This window comes from Nocardia camponoti (assembly GCF_014646135.1).
In the GTDB taxonomy this organism is placed as follows: Bacteria; Actinomycetota; Actinomycetes; order Mycobacteriales; family Mycobacteriaceae; genus Nocardia; species Nocardia camponoti.
In genome coordinates this window covers 332,939-348,455 of the sequence record NZ_BMMW01000002.1, presented here as the reverse complement: position 1 = coordinate 348,455, position 15,517 = coordinate 332,939, and the positions used below count along the sequence as shown (strand labels likewise).

Annotated in this window: 16 protein-coding genes; 6 read left to right on the top strand and 10 right to left on the bottom strand. The window is 64.4% G+C overall.

Going from position 1 to position 15,517, the window contains the following annotated elements:
- Window positions 1–32: 32 nt before the first annotated feature.
- Both IEX78_RS09810 and IEX78_RS09805 read right to left on the bottom strand, forming a co-directional pair.
- Window positions 33–1,526, bottom strand: a complete 1,494-nt coding sequence (locus IEX78_RS09810; protein WP_188828603.1) for an amino acid permease — start codon at window positions 1,524–1,526, stop codon at window positions 33–35.
- Between the two features lie 17 nt (window positions 1,527–1,543).
- Window positions 1,544–2,983, bottom strand: a complete 1,440-nt coding sequence (locus IEX78_RS09805) for a peptide MFS transporter (protein ID WP_188828602.1) — start codon at window positions 2,981–2,983, stop codon at window positions 1,544–1,546.
- Between the two features lie 97 nt (window positions 2,984–3,080).
- On the opposite strand from IEX78_RS09805, the gene IEX78_RS09800 reads away from it, so the two are divergent.
- Window positions 3,081–3,527: an SRPBCC family protein gene (locus IEX78_RS09800; protein ID WP_188828601.1), complete on the top strand. Its 447-nt coding sequence runs from the start codon at window positions 3,081–3,083 to the stop codon at window positions 3,525–3,527.
- 47 nt (window positions 3,528–3,574) lie between these two features.
- Here the strand turns inward: IEX78_RS09800 and IEX78_RS09795 are convergent, their stop codons facing one another.
- The 4 genes from IEX78_RS09795 to IEX78_RS09780 all read right to left on the bottom strand — a co-directional run bounded on the left by IEX78_RS09795 (window position 3,575) and on the right by IEX78_RS09780 (window position 5,894).
- The gene (locus tag IEX78_RS09795; protein ID WP_188828600.1) at window positions 3,575–3,850 is read right to left on the bottom strand and encodes a hypothetical protein; all 276 of its coding nucleotides are present in this window, start codon (window positions 3,848–3,850) and stop codon (window positions 3,575–3,577) included.
- A 75-nt stretch (window positions 3,851–3,925) separates the two neighbouring features.
- On the bottom strand, window positions 3,926–4,657 hold the full coding sequence (locus IEX78_RS09790) for a GntR family transcriptional regulator (RefSeq protein ID WP_188828599.1): 732 nt from the start codon (window positions 4,655–4,657) through the stop codon (window positions 3,926–3,928).
- 89 nt (window positions 4,658–4,746) lie between these two features.
- Entirely contained in the window at window positions 4,747–5,268 is a 522-nt protein-coding gene (locus IEX78_RS09785) for an Rv2240c family protein (RefSeq protein WP_188828598.1), read from the bottom strand.
- Window positions 5,269–5,288: 20 nt separating this feature from the next.
- Entirely contained in the window at window positions 5,289–5,894 is a 606-nt protein-coding gene (locus tag IEX78_RS09780) for an AMIN-like domain-containing (lipo)protein (protein ID WP_188828597.1), read from the bottom strand.
- 121 nt (window positions 5,895–6,015) lie between these two features.
- Between IEX78_RS09780 and IEX78_RS09775 the strand changes: the two genes are divergently transcribed.
- On the top strand, window positions 6,016–7,218 hold the full coding sequence (locus IEX78_RS09775) for a class I SAM-dependent methyltransferase (protein WP_188828596.1): 1,203 nt from the start codon (window positions 6,016–6,018) through the stop codon (window positions 7,216–7,218).
- Window positions 7,219–7,324: 106 nt separating this feature from the next.
- The gene (locus tag IEX78_RS09770) at window positions 7,325–8,200 is read left to right on the top strand and encodes a Bax inhibitor-1/YccA family protein (protein WP_188828595.1); all 876 of its coding nucleotides are present in this window, start codon (window positions 7,325–7,327) and stop codon (window positions 8,198–8,200) included.
- Between the two features lie 77 nt (window positions 8,201–8,277).
- On the opposite strand, the gene IEX78_RS09765 is transcribed toward IEX78_RS09770, so the two are convergent.
- Window positions 8,278–9,498, bottom strand: a complete 1,221-nt coding sequence (locus IEX78_RS09765; RefSeq protein WP_188828594.1) for an acetyl-CoA C-acetyltransferase — start codon at window positions 9,496–9,498, stop codon at window positions 8,278–8,280.
- A 61-nt stretch (window positions 9,499–9,559) separates the two neighbouring features.
- Complete coding sequence (locus IEX78_RS09760) at window positions 9,560–10,423, bottom strand: SGNH/GDSL hydrolase family protein (RefSeq protein WP_188828593.1); 864 nt, start codon at window positions 10,421–10,423, stop codon at window positions 9,560–9,562.
- A gap of 82 nt (window positions 10,424–10,505) precedes the next feature.
- Here IEX78_RS09760 and IEX78_RS09755 point away from each other — a divergent pair, with 82 nt between their 5' ends.
- A complete protein-coding gene (locus IEX78_RS09755; RefSeq protein WP_188828592.1) occupies window positions 10,506–11,885 on the top strand; it encodes a cystathionine beta-synthase in 1,380 nt (459 codons plus the stop codon).
- Between the two features lie 110 nt (window positions 11,886–11,995).
- On the top strand, window positions 11,996–12,313 hold the full coding sequence (locus IEX78_RS09750) for a hypothetical protein (RefSeq protein ID WP_188828591.1): 318 nt from the start codon (window positions 11,996–11,998) through the stop codon (window positions 12,311–12,313).
- Between the two features lies 1 nt (window position 12,314).
- Here the strand turns inward: IEX78_RS09750 and IEX78_RS09745 are convergent, their stop codons facing one another.
- On the bottom strand, window positions 12,315–13,496 hold the full coding sequence (locus IEX78_RS09745) for an acyl-CoA dehydrogenase family protein (protein WP_188828590.1): 1,182 nt from the start codon (window positions 13,494–13,496) through the stop codon (window positions 12,315–12,317).
- Window positions 13,497–13,565: 69 nt separating this feature from the next.
- Between IEX78_RS09745 and IEX78_RS09740 the strand changes: the two genes are divergently transcribed.
- Entirely contained in the window at window positions 13,566–14,708 is a 1,143-nt protein-coding gene (locus IEX78_RS09740; protein WP_188828589.1) for a cystathionine gamma-synthase, read from the top strand.
- 80 nt (window positions 14,709–14,788) lie between these two features.
- Here IEX78_RS09740 and greA read toward each other — a convergent pair whose 3' ends face one another.
- Window positions 14,789–15,280: a transcription elongation factor GreA gene (gene greA, locus IEX78_RS09735; protein WP_188828588.1), complete on the bottom strand. Its 492-nt coding sequence runs from the start codon at window positions 15,278–15,280 to the stop codon at window positions 14,789–14,791.
- Between the last annotated feature and the right edge of the window lie 237 nt (window positions 15,281–15,517).

The window sequence follows — 15,517 nt, the reverse complement described above, 5'->3', positions numbered from 1 at the left end:
GAATCGAGTTCGCTGTCTGGGGTCGAAAGTCCTTACGGGGTGGGCGGGGTCGCGTTCTCGGTCTCGTTGCGGCGGCCCAGGATCGAGTGCCTACGACCGTAGGCGAAATAGATCACGAAGCCCAGTGCCATCCAGATCAGGAAGCGGATCCACGTTTCCACCGACAGGTTCACCATCAGCCAGAGGCACGAAAGGACGGCGAGGATCGGGAGCAGCGGCACCCACGGGACGCGGAAGCCGCGCGGCAGGTCGGGGCGGGTGCGACGCAGCACGATCACGCCGATCGACACAAGCACGAACGCGAAAAGCGTGCCGATGTTGACCATTTCCTCAAGCGTGCCGAAGTTGACGAAGCCAGCCAGGAAGCAGCACACAACGCCGACGATGACGGTGATGCGCACCGGCGTGCCACGCGAACCGGTGTGGGCGAGCCAGCGCGGCATGAGCCCGTCGCGCGACATCGCGAACAGCACGCGCGTCTGACCGAGGAACAACACCATAACGACCGTGGTCAAACCGGCAAGAGCGCCAATCGAAATCACGTTCTTCGCCCAGTCGACACCGTGAATCGCGAACGCGGTCGCCAACGTTGCGTTGTCACCAGCGAGATCGGTGTACGGCACCATGCCGGTGAGCACAACCGAGACAGCAACGTAAAGCACGGTCACGATCAACAGCGACCCGAGAATGCCACGCGGAACAGCCTTTTGCGGGTTGCGCGTTTCTTCGGCGGCGGTGGCGACAACGTCGAAACCAATAAACGCGAAGAACACCAGGCTGGCCGCGGCGAGCAGGCCGTACCAACCGAAGTTGCTGTTACCCGCGCCGGTGACGAAGGAGAACAGCGACTGATGCAACCCGCTCTCATCACCCGACTTACCCGGCTGTGACGGCGGAATGTAGGGGCTCAGATTCGACGCCTTGAAATACGTAATACCAAGGACAACAACAAGAGCGACGACAGCCAACTTAATCGCGACCGCGATCGCCGACACCCGCGACGACAATTTCGTGCCAAGCGCAAGCAAAATGGTGAGCACGGCGATCAGGCTCACCGCGCCCCAGTCGAAACTAATCGACCCGAAATGCACGATGGCGGAATCGAATCCGAACACGGTGCCCAGATACTGCGACCACCCCTTCGCAACCACAGCGGCGGCGAGGGTGAATTCCAGGATGAGGTCCCAGCCGATGATCCACGCGACTAGCTCGCCGAACGTGGCGTACGAGTAGGTGTAAGCGCTACCGGCAACCGGGACCGTCGATGCGAATTCCGCATAACAGAGCGCGGTAAGTCCACACGCGACCGCGGCGAAAACGAAGGCGAGCGATACCGACGGGCCGGCAACGTTGCCCGCCGTGCGGGCGGTGAGGGTGAAAATACCCGCGCCAACCACGACCGCGACACCGAAAATCGTCAAGTCCCACGCGGTGAGGTCTTTACGAAGTTTCGAATCAGGTTCGTCGGTGTCGAGGATGGATTGTTCCACCGATTTGGTGCGGAACAATCCGTTGGGGATCGCCACAGCATTTCTCCTTCTCGTTAGTGCACGCCGGGCATGTGGCGTTTGATCCAAGGGGCGATAGCGACCATGACAAGGCCAACGACAACCGCCGCCGCGCCAAGGACACCAAAGTAAGCAACCTCGTCATCGGGGCTGTAGAAGCGGGCGAGTGTGCCCGCCATCGACGTGCCGATGCCGACGGAGAAGAAATACAGGGCCATCATCTGCGACCGAAACGCGACGGGCGCGAGCTGCGTTGTCACGGCCAGTCCGATGGGCGAAAGCAGCAGTTCCGAGATAGCGAAGCCACCGAGAATCGCGAAGACGGCCAAGACGGGAACGGTTTTGCCATCAAAGCCAGCGAGTAAGGCGAAGAGCCAAAATGCCGCGCCCATGCCGATCACGCCAAAGGCGAATTTGATGGGCGTGCTCGGCGCGCGATTGCCGAGCTTGTCCCACATGACCGCGAACAGCGGCGACAGCGCGATAATCCACACCGGTTCGACCGAACCGATCCAGCTCGCGGGCGCTTCCCAACCGAAGATGCGCCAATCGACGCGTTCATCGGAATACACCGCGAGCAGGGTGAAAATCTGCTGGAAAAGCGACCAGAACACCGCGTTGGCGAGGAAAAGCGGAATGAACGCGCGCACCCGGGTGCGTTCGACGCGCGTGACTTTGGTGCTCGTGAGCATGACCGCGAAATAGGCGACCGATGCGAGCGCGATAACGATGGTTGTCGCGTCGGGCAGGTTTTCCAGCGTGAGCAGGTGCGTAGCGATCGCGACAACAACGGCGACGACGGCGATCGCGGCACCGATAAGCACCTGAATGAGTGCCTGTCGCGTGATCGGGTTAGACACCGAACGACCGTGGTCGCCGAGGTTGCGACGGAAAACAACGTACTGGGTCAGCCCGATGCCCATACCGACCGCGGCGACGCCGAAGCCCGCGTGGAAACCCCACTCACGTTGCAGCAGTCCCGTGAGGAGCGGGCCGGTGAACGCGCCCAAATTGATGCCCAGGTAGAAGAGCGTGAAGCCGCCGTCGATGCGCGGGTCGTCTTTGGGATAAAGCGTGCCGAGCAACGACGACGCGTTCGCTTTCAACCCGCCGCTGCCCAGCGCGACAAGTACGAGCCCAACACCAACGCCAGCGAGATCGGGGATGACCGCGAGCGCGATGTGCCCGGCCATGACGACAACGCCGCCGTAAAGGACGGTTTTCTCCATGCCTAGCAGCCGGTCGGCTACCCAGCCGCCAAGCACGGTCGACAGGTAAACGAGGCCGCCGTACGCGCCGACGATGCCGATCGCGGTGCTCTGCTCAAGCCCGAGGCCACCTTCGGTGGTCGAGTAATACAGGTAATAGCCCAGGATGGTGAGCATGCCGTAGAACGAGAACCGCTCCCACAGCTCTACGCCGAAGAGATTCGTCAGCCCGATTGGCTGGCCGAATAGTGTGCGCTCTCGTGACATGCGCAAGACAATCGCACGTCCTTACGGTGTACAGCAAATTTCCAGCGTGGTAGGTTTTCGTGCCGCAGAACCGCGAGCGCGTCTAGGCTGTGCATCGATGTTCATTGCCGAGGTCACGGTGCCGGTGCCACCCGCGACTGCCTTCGCGACGTTGGCTGACGGCTGGCTGTATGCCAGTTGGGTGGTCGGCGCTTCGCATATTGGCAAGGTCGACCCCGACTGGCCCGCTGTCGGCAGCCGCATTCACTATCGCTTCGGCCTGTGGCCGGTGCTCATCAGCGACACCACGGTCGTCGTCGCCGTCGACCCGCCGCATCATTTGGAACTCGAAGCGCGCCTCTGGTCGATCGGCTCGGCGTCGATTTTGCTCACCCTTGCCGAGAACAAACCGGGGCACACAACGATTCGGATGATCGAGCGCGCCGAGCGCGGCATCGCGCAACTCATCCCCGGTCAGGCACAGGATTTACTGTTCTCGGCGCGCAATCAGGAATCACTCGAACGCCTCGCTGGCCTTATCACCGCGCGCGCGGAAAGTCGCTGACGCCGCTCGCCGCCGAACGTGAGTGTCGACGGCGAGGCTCGCGCGAGTTAGCGCGGGAGGTAGCTCGAACCGCTGATGCGCGCGGTTCCGGTGTCGCCGTCGACGGAACCGCCGCTGGGGCCAACGCCCGAGCCGAAGTCGGCGTCGACCGAGCCGGACATGCTGCCCGTGCCACTGCCCGAACTGCTGCCCAGGTCGAGGGTGGCCGAGCCGCTTGGCAGGATGTCCCAGTCGATGCCGGGGAACGCGCTCGCTGATCCAGCGCCGATGATCGCGGTTGCTGCGGCGAACGCGACTACCGCGGCGGTTGTGCGAATGGACATGGAAATACCTCCGAAAGTCTTAGACGACTTACGTACGGTATCTGAAAGACGTGTATTTCATACCGAATCGGGCATTCATTGCCCGCCGCGCTGACCAACTTCCATTTGCACGCGATAGCGGTCGGCCCGATACCAACTGTGCGTTTGCTCAATCGGCAGTTCGCCGCTAAACGAGACGCGGTCGAAATGCAGAACGGGCGCGCCTTTTTTCACGCCAAGCAGTGCGGCGATCCCGCCTTCGGCGGCCTGGGCGTCGACGGTTTGCACGGCCCGTTCGATCGGCCTGCCGTAGCGCTCGGCGGTGGTCCGATAAATCGAACCCGTCAGATCGTGGGCGATGAGCTCGGGCAACAACTCTGGGTTGAACCACGCGTCGTCGACGCTGATCGGTTCCTCGTCGGCCAAGCGCAGCCTGCGCACGTGATAAGCGTTGGCGCCCTGGGGAAGTCGAAGCGACCGTGCAGTCGCCTCCGGTGCCTGCGCGATCTCGGCGACGAGCACCAGCGTGGTCGGATGATGACCGAGCGCGCGCATTTCCTCAGTGAACGATGCCAAATGCAACCGCGATTGGACTGGCCGATGCGCGACGAACGTGCCCTTGCCGCGCACGCGAACGAGGTAGCCCTCATTGACCAGCTGGCCAACCGCCTCGCGCACGGTAATCCGACTCACGCCGTACTCGGCCATCAAATTGCGCTCGCTGGTGAGCAATTCGCCAGGTTGCAGCTCTTGCGTACACTTTTGCAGCAGGATCGCGCGCAGTTGTTCGTGCTTAGGTACCGCGCTGTCGCGAAGCGGTGCGGGCATCGGCACGGTTCCTTACCCCTGGTACTGACTGGTTATGTCCGGTACCGAGAATACGCGACATCACCGGGCACGCCTAGCGGCTTTGCGACTCAGCGGTAGGCCTCGCACGCGGTGCGCGCTAGATCTTTGCTCGCGTTGTAGCTGTCGATGACGCTGTTGAGCTGATCGGTTGGCGCGCGACGTTGCAGTGCGTCAGCGAGCTTGGTGTTCTCGGTCGAATACGCGCGCAGCTCGGTCGCGATGTTGGGCAAGACATCGGCGGTGATTTTCGCGTCAAGGTCAGTACCGTTGGCGCGCATGGTCGTCACCGCGGCGTCGGCCTTGGTGTCGGCATCGGCAGCGCCGTCGTTGCTCGCGTCGATGTAGGCGTTGAACGAGCGAACGGAACTGGTGTTGACCGTGCGCAACGTGTTGCACGCGGTGACCGTCGCTAAGTCGACGGCAGCGGCACGCGACGCCGACGCCGCGGCAGAGACTGTCGATTTATAGGACGACAGGTCCGTCTGGTTGGCTTCCGCCACCCCATCGACCTGACTTGTACACCCGACCAACGCGCCAGCCGTGACAGCTGCGAGCGCGGCGACGAGTCCGACCCGATCCAGAAGCGGCATATACGTAACGTAGCGCGTCGTCATTGCACTGCGATATCAACAACCAATCGAGGCGGGTTGTTCAGCGTGCTGACCGCGAACGCGGGTCGGTCGGCATTCAGTCCGATGAACGACTGCGTTGTGCCTTCGTAGACGGTGTGGCGGTACACGCCGGTGACGGTCGGCGCGCTTGGATCGGTGACCGGGTCGGGGCCTTCATACGGTGCGACGACGGCGTCGAACGGGTAAACCGATCCGAGGATGCGCACTTCCAAAATCGAGCTGCCAGCGACGTCGATCTGCCTGCCGCTGCCGTCTTGGGTCGCGGCGTCGGTGTAGGCGACCTGCCAGCCTGGTGTGCCCTTTCCCGCGAGGTCGAAGACGACCCGGTCGTAACCGGTCCCGCTGCCGATGCGGATGCCGGTGAGACTCAGCGCCGCGCCCGGGGACGCTTCGCCTGCCTTCGGCGTGTTGTCGGATGGCGGTTGGGGATTGGCGTCGGCGAAGTGCGGGGGAGTCGACGTTGGCGCGGCCGACGTGACGGGCGATGACCGCGGCGCGGCGACCGGGTTCGCATCGTCGGTCCCGCAGCCCGACAGCAACACCACACCGGCGGCGACCAGCGACGACACAACAAGCTTGCGCATCTGCCGATGGTAGCCAGCCCAATTGCGTTCAGGCGCTAAGTAACTGGGTGCGTGTCCTGCCTTAACGTGGGCGCGATGGGTCGATGACGACACGCCCGCAACGATCTAGCACACTTGTCTGGTGGACAGTGTCGATGACGTACTCACCCGACTGCGGCGATATCCAGACGTTGAGGCGGTCAACCTGTACGCCGTCGACGCCGCCGACCGGCTGATCCTCGACACCGCCGCCGACGCTATCGCCGCTGCCGGTAGCGGTGAGATTGCGGTGATCGGCGACGCGTACGGCGCGTTGACGCTGGGGGTTGACGCGATGCGGGCGTCGCAGCAGGACGCGACCAGCCAGCGGACCGGCGGTTTGTCGCCGACAGACTTGGCCCGTCCGCCGCGCGTGCGCGTGCATCAGGACCTGCTCACCGGGGAACTCGCGCTGGCGGCGAACGCGCGCGAACTCGGTCGCGACGGCTCCTACGCTTCGCACGACCTCGGCCCCGAGCTGCTGACCGGCGCGAAGGTGGTGCTGCTGCGGATGCCGCGCATGCTCGCTGGACTCGCCGAAATCGCCGACGCCATCGCGCGCTACGCGTCGCCGGACGTGGTCGTTTTCGCTGGCGGCCGTGACAAGTACCTGACGCCGACGATGAATGACGTGCTCGCGCAATCGTTTTCGCATGTTCAGGCAGGCCGCGGTCGGCAGAAGTCGCGGGTGATCGTCGCGAGTTCGCCGCTGCCCGTTGCGGATTCGCAGTTCCCGGTCAGCGAGCGGCTGGCGGAAATCGACGGCGACGTTGTCGCTTACGGTGCCGCGTTCTCCGGTGCTCGACTAGACATCGGCACTCGATTCCTGCTTGAACACCTCGACCGCATGGCACCCGACGCTGCCGAAGCGATCGACTTGGGTTGTGGCACGGGCATTCTCGCGACCGCTCTCGCGAAGTCGCGGCCGGGTATCCAGGTGATCGGCACTGACCAGTCGGCCGCCGCTGTCGCGTCCGCGCGCGCGACCGCTGAGGCGAACGGGGTAGGCGACCGCGTGCGCGTTGTCCGCGACGACGCGATGTCGTCGGCGGCCGACAGCAGCGCCGACCTCGTCCTGTGCAACCCGCCGTTTCATGTCGGTGCCGCGGTGCACACTGGGTCGGCAATCAAGATGTTCGCCCAAGCCGGTCGCGTGCTGCGGCCCGGCGGCGAACTGTGGACCGTGTACAACTCGCACCTCAACTATCGCGGCATCGTCGCGCAGTTGGTTGGCCCGACGGACGTGATCGGGCGGAACAAGAAATTCACCGTCACGCGGTCGGTTCGCGAGCCACGTTCGCGGTAGAGTCCGATTTGTCCGAAGGTTTGGGGAACTTCGTTTGGCGCGGGCGCGTTAAACATGGCAAGTCACCCCAACTCCTTGTACGGCGACAGACCTAGGAAGGCGCACGGTGCGTACCTCATCGAATCCGGTGTTCAAGAACCTCCCTAAGCAGGAGGGGGTCGGCCCCGGCGGCTACGCGAACTTCGGTTCGGGCGCGGCGGGTGCTGGGCAATTTGGTCAGCAGCAGTACGGGCAGCAGCCCTACAACCAGCAGCAATACGGTCAGCAGCCGTATCAGCAGCAGGCCGTCGAACGGGCGATGACCATCGACGACGTTGTCACCAAGACGGGCATCACGCTCGCGGTGCTCACCGTCTCGGCCATCATCTCGTTCGCGCTTTCGTCGGCGAACCCGGGCCTTGCCGGTCCGTTCGTCATCGGCGGTGGCCTTGTTGGCCTGGTGCTCGTGCTCATCGCGAGCTTCGGCAACAAGATGGACCGGCCGGCGATCGTGCTCGGCTACGCCGTCGCTGAGGGCCTGTTCCTCGGCGCGCTTTCGCTGATGTTCACCGACGTCACCTTCGGCGGTGTTGGCGGTAGCGCCCTGATCGGCCAGGCGGTGCTTGGCACGTTCGGCGTGTTCTTCGGCATGCTCGTCGTGTACAAAACCGGCGCGATCCGCGTCACGCCGCGCTTCACTCGCATGATCCTCGGCGCGATGGTCGGCGTGCTCGTGCTGATGGTCGGCAACATCATCGCCAGCTTCTTCATGGATGGCGGCTTGGGTCTGCGCGACGGTGGCGCGCTCGCGATCGTGTTCAGCCTCGTGTGCATCGCGATCGCCGCGTTCAGCTTCCTGCTCGACTTCGACGCGGCCGACCAGCTCATCCGCGCCCAGGCCCCGGAAAAGGCCGCGTGGGGCGTCGCCCTCGGCCTCACCGTCACCCTGGTGTGGCTCTACGTCGAGATCTTGCGCCTGCTGAGCTACTTCCAGCGCGATTGAGAGACCAACAGCAGTAGCTAACAAAAGTGGCTCCCACCTCTCGGTGGGAGCCACTTTGGTATTTCGCGAGGCCCGGGCTAGCTCAAGCGCTCGATCACCAGCGCCATGCCCTGGCCGCCGCCAACGCACATCGTCTCCACACCGAACTGCTTGTCGTAGGTCTGGAGGTTGTTGATCAGCGTGGTCGTGATGCGCGCGCCGGTCATACCGAACGGGTGGCCAAGCGCGATCGCGCCGCCCGACACGTTCAGCTTGTCCTCGTCGATCTTGAGTTCACGCGCCGAACCGAGCACCTGCACGGCGAAGGCTTCGTTGATTTCGAACAGGTCGATGTCGTCGACCGACTTGCCCGCGAGCGCGAGCGCACGGCGAACGGCTTCGATCGGGCCGAGGCCCATGATCTCGGGCGACAGGCCCGAAACGCCGGTCGAAACGATGCGCGCGAGCGGGGTGAGGCCCAGTTCCTTGGCCTTGGTGTCGCTCATGATGACGAGCGCGGCGGCACCATCGTTGAGCGGGCAGCAGTTACCAGCGGTGACGGTGCCGTCGGGACGGAACACCGGCTTGAGGCCGGAAACGGCTTCGTAGGTGACGCCAGCGCGCGGGCCGTCGTCCTTGCTGATGACGGTGCCGTCGGGCAGGGTGACCGGCGAGATCTCGCGCTCGAAGAAACCAGCGGCGATCGCGGCTTCGGCACGGTTCTGCGAACGGACGCCCCAGCGGTCCTGGTCTTCGCGGCTGATGCCGGTGAGCGAGGCGACGTTCTCGGCGGTCTGGCCCATCGCGATGTAGGCGTCGGGGACGAGGCCGTTCAGTCGCGGGTCGGTCCACACGCCAGCGCCACCCTGGGCGTTTTCGACGGTGCGGGCTTCGGCGTCGGCGAAGATCGGGTTCTTGGTGTCGGGCGAGCTGTCGGCCGAGCCCTTCACGTAACGCGAAACGGTCTCGACACCGGCCGAGATGAAGACGTCGCCTTCGCCAGCCTTGATCGCGTGGAACGCCATGCGGGTGGTCTGCAGCGACGACGCACAGTAGCGGTGCACGGTGGTGCCGGGCACGGTGTCGAGGCCGAGCTGCACCGCGAGGATACGACCCATGTTGAAGCCGCCTTCGCCGGCGGGGGAGCCGGTGCCCAGAATGATGTCGTCGATCTGGGTGGGGTCGAGCTCGGGCACCTTGGCCAGCGCGGCGGCGACCATCTGGGTGGTGAGGTCATCGGGGCGCATGCCAGCGAGCGAGCCCTTCATGGCACGGCCGATCGGCGAGCGGGCGGTTGAGACGATGACGGCCTCGGGCATGAGGACTCCTTTTCAATGGCATACGCGAACGGCCGTTCACTTGTGCCGTTCGCCTTCGAATCTACGGCTCACGATCGGTGACGGGAAGACCAGGTTGCTCACACACCGCGGCGATGAGCACCGGCAACAATTGAGCAGCCGCGAGTTCGTAGCCCGCGGCAGAGGGATGGAAGCCGTCGCCAGCGAACAGCGTCTCTGGCGCTGACCGGAATTCGTTAGCGACAAGCGCCGATCCGAGCGGCACCGAGACACCGCCAGCGACGCCCGTCGCCATCGCCTGCGCCTTGGCGAGGCGCACACTCCAGTTCGCGACAACCGTGCGCAACGGTTGGCCGATCGCGCGGACCGTGCCCAGGTTGGGGCAGGTCCCGACAACAACGACGGCGTCGGCTTCGCGCAACCGGGACACGGCGGCGGCAAGCCTTCGTGCGGAGGCGCGGATCGAATGCTTCTTGGTGATGTCGTTCGCGCCGACGAGAATCACCGCGACATCCGGCGGCGGCCCTGCGATAAACATCGCGTCTACCTGCCCCGACAAGCCCTTCGACGTCGCGCCCGGGATCGCCTTAGTGCTCAAACGCACGCGCAGTCCGGTCGCGTCGGCAAGCCCGCGCGTGAGTCGAACGCCCGGTACCTCAGCTGCGGTTTTGCAGCCGAGCCCGGCGGCGGTTGAGTCGCCGAAGATCATCAGATGCAGGTCGGTTGGCACGCCTGGGCGATACGGCACGGGACCGTCAGCGAACGGCGCGTAGACGCCGTCGGCCTCGGGCGGCTTCGACGTGTCGCGCCCGATCGCCACCCGCGCGGCGGCGGCCTGTGCCATCAACAGCCGGTAGGTGGCCCACGACACCGTGCCCGCGCTCGACCCGGCGAGCACCGTGGTGACCCCTGCGACGGCCGCCGTACGCAGGCCAGGATTTCGCATGAGACAACGAAAGCAGGCGAGACGGCTCACATCAACCGACCAGGCCGTGCTGCCGAGCAAACGTTCTGCGACGATGTAGGGCATGCGCATCGCGGACCACGTAGTCGACCTGATCGGAAACACGCCCCTTGTTCGGCTGAACTCGGTCGTCGGCCCGAACGCTGGCTTGGTCGCGGCCAAGGTCGAATACCTCAACCCCGGCGGCAGCTCGAAAGACCGCATCGCGGTCAAGATGATCGACGCCGCCGAGAAGGACGGCCTGCTCAAGCCGGGCGGCACCATCGTCGAGCCCACGTCGGGCAACACCGGCGTCGGCCTCGCGCTCGTCGCTCAGCAGCGCGGCTACAACTGCGTTTTCGTGTGCCCGGACAAGGTCAGCGAGGACAAGCGCAACGTGCTGCGCGCCTACGGTGCCGAAGTTGTCGTGTGCCCGACCGCGGTCCCGCCGGAGCACCCCGACAGCTACTACAACGTCTCCGACCGCCTCGTCCGCGAGATTGATGGCGCGTGGAAGCCGAACCAGTACTCGAACCCCGGCGGCCCCGACAGCCACTACGAGACCACCGGTCCCGAGATTTGGCGCGACACCGAGGGCAAGGTCACCCACTTCGTCGCTGGCGTTGGCACCGGCGGCACCATCTCCGGCACCGGCCGCTACCTCAAGGAAGTTTCCGGCGGCAAGGTCAAGATCATCGGCGCTGACCCGGAAGGCTCGGTTTACTCGGGCGGCACCGGGCGGCCGTACCTGGTCGAAGGTGTCGGCGAGGACTTCTGGCCGTCGGCTTACGACGCGTCGATCCCCGACGAGATCATTGCCGTTTCGGATGCTGATTCGTTCGAAATGACTCGCCGTCTAGCCCGTGAAGAGGGCCTGCTCGTCGGCGGATCGTGCGGCATGGCCGTCGTCGCCGCCCTTGAGGTCGCGCGTCGCGACCCTGACGCGGTCGTCGTTGTGTTGCTGCCCGACGGTGGTCGCGGCTACCTGTCGAAGATCTTCAACGACAAGTGGATGAGCTCCTACGGCTTCCTCACCTCGCCGCTTGAGTCTGGCCCCGAGCCGCTCGTCGGCGACATCCTGCGCGGCAAGTCGGGCGAGCTGCCCGACCTCGTCCACACTCACCCGTCGGAAACCCTGCGCGACGCGATCGAGATTCTGCGCGAGTACGGCGTTTCGCAGATGCCCGTCGTCGGCGCTGAGCCGCCGATCATGGCCGGTGAGGTCGCGGGCAGCGTCACCGAGCGCGACCTGCTTTCGGCCGTGTTCGAAGGCCGTGCGGCGCTTACGGATTCGGTCGCTCAGCACATGAGCCCGTCGTTCCCGCTGATCGGTTCGGGCGAACCGCTTTCGGCGGCAACCAAGGCGCTGTCGGATACCGACGCGCTCATGGTGGTTGACGACGGAAAGCCCGTTGGCGTGATTACCCGTCACGACCTGCTTGGATTCATCAGTACCGGAAGCTAATTCGCTTCCTTGCGGTTGCGTGAACCTTGCGCTCGGAGCAGTCTGAGCTGGTATAACCGAAGTCGAGACAACTTTCGGCAAACCAGCGCTTCGAGCGTAAGGGGTCCGCAGTGAACGTCGTCGAGCCTGCTTTTACCGTGCTTGGGCTCAATCCGGTGTTGCCCGCCGCCGCTGGTTTCCTCGCACACGATCAAGTGGTCAGGTCGTTGCGGTCGCCGCTCGCTCCGTTGTTCGGTCGCCTTGCGGCAGCACTACTTTGGGGCTGCGGCGGGGTCGCGACCCTCACGGTGATGGGTGTTTCCGCCAGTGTCACCGTGCCGATCGCGCTCACCGTGCTCGTCGTCGTCGCGTCCATGCTCGCGCTAGGTTTTTCGGCCGGACTCATCCGCGCTCAGCCCGTCTGTGAACGGGCCGAGCTCAGCGGTTGAGTTAGCGGAAGGCGTTCGCGTCGGTGAGCGCCTTGCCGAGGACCAACTGATGCACCTCCGCGGTGCCTTCGTAGGTGAGCACCGATTCGAGGTTGTTCGCGTGTCGCAGCACCGGGTAGTCGAGGGTAATTCCGTTGGCGCCCAACAGGGTTCGGCATTCCCGTGCGATAGCGATGGCTTCGCGGGTGCTGTTTAACTTCCCCGCGCTGATCTGTTCGTTGCTGATCTCGTGCCGGTCCTTGAGGCGGCCAAGTTGGATCGCGAGCAACTGGCCCTTGCCAAGCTCAAGTGCCATGTCGGCGAGCTTGGCCTGCGTGAGTTGGTATGCGGCAAGCGGCTTGTCGAACACCTCGCGGCTGCGCACGTAATCGATGGTTGTCGTAAGACAATCGCGCGCGGCACCGAGCGCGCCGAAGATGATGCCGAAGCGCGCTTCGCTCAAACACGCCAAAGGTGAACTGAGACCGCGTGATTCGGGAAGAACGGCATCGGCAGGCAGGCGCACGTCATCGAAATCCAGTGCGGCCGTGATGGATGCGCGCAGCGACAGTTTGCGGTCGATCTCGCGTGCGGAGAATCCGGGGGTGTTGGTCGGCACGACGAAGCCGCGCACGCGAGGCTTGTCGCTGCCTGGCTCGTCGGCATACGCCCACACAACGGCGACGTCGGCCACAGATCCGTTGGTAATCCACATCTTTGACCCGTTGAGCACCCAGTCGTCACCATCGCGACGGGCCCGCGTTCGCATGCCGCCGGGGTTGGAGCCGAAGTCGGGTTCGGTCAACCCGAAACAGCCGATCAGTTCGCCCGCCGCCATCCTCGGCAGGTACTGCTGCTTTTGTTCCTCCGACCCGAAAAGCCAGATCGCGGTCATCGCGAGCGAGCCCTGCACCGAAACCATGCTGCGCACGCCGGAGTCGATCGCCTCAAGCTCTTGGCAGGCAAGGCCGTAGGCCGTCGCCGACGCGCCAGCACAGCCGTATCCTTCGAGGTGCATGCCGAGCAGGCCAAGTTTGCCCAGTTCAGGCGCGATTTCGCGGGCAGGGAACGTGCCAGTTTCGAACCACTCGCTGATGTGCGGGCGCAGCCGTCGTTCTCCGAAACGCGCGACCGTATCGCGAATTTCCCGTTCTTCTGCCGACAACAGCGAATCGATACCGAACAACTCTTCGACACTCCACATGCCGGTCAGCCTAACGATGCCGAATACCCCTGCGCAGCGACATGAAACCGGCCATCTAGTCTGGAGATTATGAGTGAGCTGGGATTCTCAACCAGGGCCGTCCACGCCGGATATGAACCTGATCCTCAGACCGGCGCGGTGAACGTGCCGATCTACGCGAGCTCGACCTTCGCCCAAGATGGCGTCGGCGGCATGCGCGGCGGTTACGAATACGCGCGCACCGGCAACCCAACGCGCACCGCGCTGGAAGCCAACCTCGCCGCCCTCGAATTGGGCGACTACGGTCGCGCCTTCGCCTCTGGCATGGCCGCGACCGACTGTGCGTTGCGCGCGTTGCTGCGCCCGGGCGACCACCTCGTGATCCCCGACGACGCCTACGGCGGCACGTTCCGCCTGATCGACAAGGTGTTCTCGCAGTGGGGCATCGAGCATTCGCCGGCGCACATCGCCGACCTCGACGCGGTTCGCGCGGCCATTCGCCCGAACACCAAGCTGATCTGGATCGAAACCCCCACCAACCCGCTGCTGAGCATCGGCGACATCTCCGCGCTTGCCGAGATCGCCCACGAAGCTGGTGCGAAGCTGGTTGTCGACAACACCTTCGCCACCCCGTACCTGCAGCAGCCGCTCACCCTGGGCGCTGACATCGTGCTGCATTCGACGACTAAGTACCTCGGCGGTCACTCCGACGTCGTCGGCGGCGCGCTGATCACCAACGACGCCGAACTCGACAAGGCCTTCGGCTTCTTGCAGAACGGCGCGGGCGCGGTGCCCGGCCCGTTCGACGCCTACCTGACCATGCGCGGCATCAAGACCCTCGCGGTCCGGATGGAACGTCACTGCGACAACGCCCAGGTGATCGCCGAATTCCTCGAAGGCCATCCGGCGATTTCGGAAGTGATCTACCCCGGCCTGCCGAGCCACCCCGGTTACGAGGTCGCCCAGAAGCAGATGCGTCGCGGCGGCGGCATGATCTCGGTTCGCCTTGCTGGCGGACGCGAAGCGGCATTGAAGTTCTGCTCGCGCACCGAGATCTTCACCCTCGCCGAATCGCTTGGTGGCGTTGAGTCGCTGATCGAACATCCCGGCGCGATGACGCACGCGAGCACCGAAGGTTCGGAACTGGAAGTTCCCGCCGACCTCGTTCGCCTGTCAGTGGGGATCGAAGACATCGCCGACTTGCTGGCCGACGTCGAACAAGCCCTGATCTGAGCAGGGAAAACTAGCAGATGAAACAACGGCCGCATCCGAGCTTCGGATGCGGCCGTTTGTGTTTGAGCTCAGTCGAGAACTCAGCCGTGGTAAGGCTCAGCGCTGACCAGCGTGACCTTCATGACCGAGCCGTTGGGCAGCGGGTACTGCCGGGTCTCGCCCACCTTGGCGTCGATCAGCGCGGAACCGAGCGGGGAGTTCGGCGAGTAGGTCTCCAGGTTGGAGCCGACAACGCCCTCTTCGCGCGTGGCGATGAGGAAGGTCTCGGTGTCGCCTTCGTCGCCGTCGTAGTAAACCGTGACAACCGAACCCGGCAGCGCGACGCCCGACTTGGTCGGCGCGACGCCAACCTTGGCGTTGTTGAGCAGCTCCTGAAGCTGGCGAATACGCGCTTCCTGCTGACCCTGCTCTTCACGCGCGGCGTGGTAGCCACCGTTTTCCTTGAGGTCGCCCTCTTCGCGACGCTCGTTGATCTCGGCGGCAATGACCGGACGATTGGCGATGAGCGCGTCGAGCTCGCCCTTGAGCCTGTCGTGCGACTCCTGGGTAAGCCAGGTCACATTCTCGGTCATCTCGATCACTCCCTAGTAGTTGTTCCCGGCGCGCCGGGATTGCGGAGACGCGCTCGCGAAGTGCGAAGAGCACCGGTATGCGCGCACGCCCAAGACCGCCAACGATGCGCTAGGGGGGTGAACCCATAAACAGTCGACGAAAGTCGACATCGCTGGCCGTCAATGCAGCAAACACGGCTCCGAACCCCGGAACCGTGTTTGAGGCCATTTTAGCATGTCTAGCAAAAATGCAGGTCA

Excerpts from the sequence above, each read along its gene's own strand:
- IEX78_RS09805 (WP_188828602.1), bottom strand. The coding sequence starts at position 2,983 with ATGTCACGAGAGCGCACACTATTCGGCCAGCCAATCGGGCTGACGAAT.
- IEX78_RS09800 (WP_188828601.1), top strand. The coding sequence starts at position 3,081 with ATGTTCATTGCCGAGGTCACGGTGCCGGTGCCACCCGCGACTGCCTTC.
- IEX78_RS09795 (WP_188828600.1), bottom strand. The coding sequence starts at position 3,850 with ATGTCCATTCGCACAACCGCCGCGGTAGTCGCGTTCGCCGCAGCAACC.
- IEX78_RS09790 (WP_188828599.1), bottom strand. The coding sequence starts at position 4,657 with ATGCCCGCACCGCTTCGCGACAGCGCGGTACCTAAGCACGAACAACTG.
- IEX78_RS09785 (WP_188828598.1), bottom strand. The coding sequence starts at position 5,268 with ATGCCGCTTCTGGATCGGGTCGGACTCGTCGCCGCGCTCGCAGCTGTC.
- IEX78_RS09780 (WP_188828597.1), bottom strand. The coding sequence starts at position 5,894 with ATGCGCAAGCTTGTTGTGTCGTCGCTGGTCGCCGCCGGTGTGGTGTTG.
- IEX78_RS09765 (WP_188828594.1), bottom strand. The coding sequence starts at position 9,498 with ATGCCCGAGGCCGTCATCGTCTCAACCGCCCGCTCGCCGATCGGCCGT.
- IEX78_RS09760 (WP_188828593.1), bottom strand. The coding sequence starts at position 10,423 with ATGCGAAATCCTGGCCTGCGTACGGCGGCCGTCGCAGGGGTCACCACG.
- IEX78_RS09755 (WP_188828592.1), top strand. The coding sequence starts at position 10,506 with ATGCGCATCGCGGACCACGTAGTCGACCTGATCGGAAACACGCCCCTT.
- IEX78_RS09745 (WP_188828590.1), bottom strand. The coding sequence starts at position 13,496 with ATGTGGAGTGTCGAAGAGTTGTTCGGTATCGATTCGCTGTTGTCGGCA.
- IEX78_RS09740 (WP_188828589.1), top strand. The coding sequence starts at position 13,566 with ATGAGTGAGCTGGGATTCTCAACCAGGGCCGTCCACGCCGGATATGAA.
- greA (WP_188828588.1), bottom strand. The coding sequence starts at position 15,280 with ATGACCGAGAATGTGACCTGGCTTACCCAGGAGTCGCACGACAGGCTC.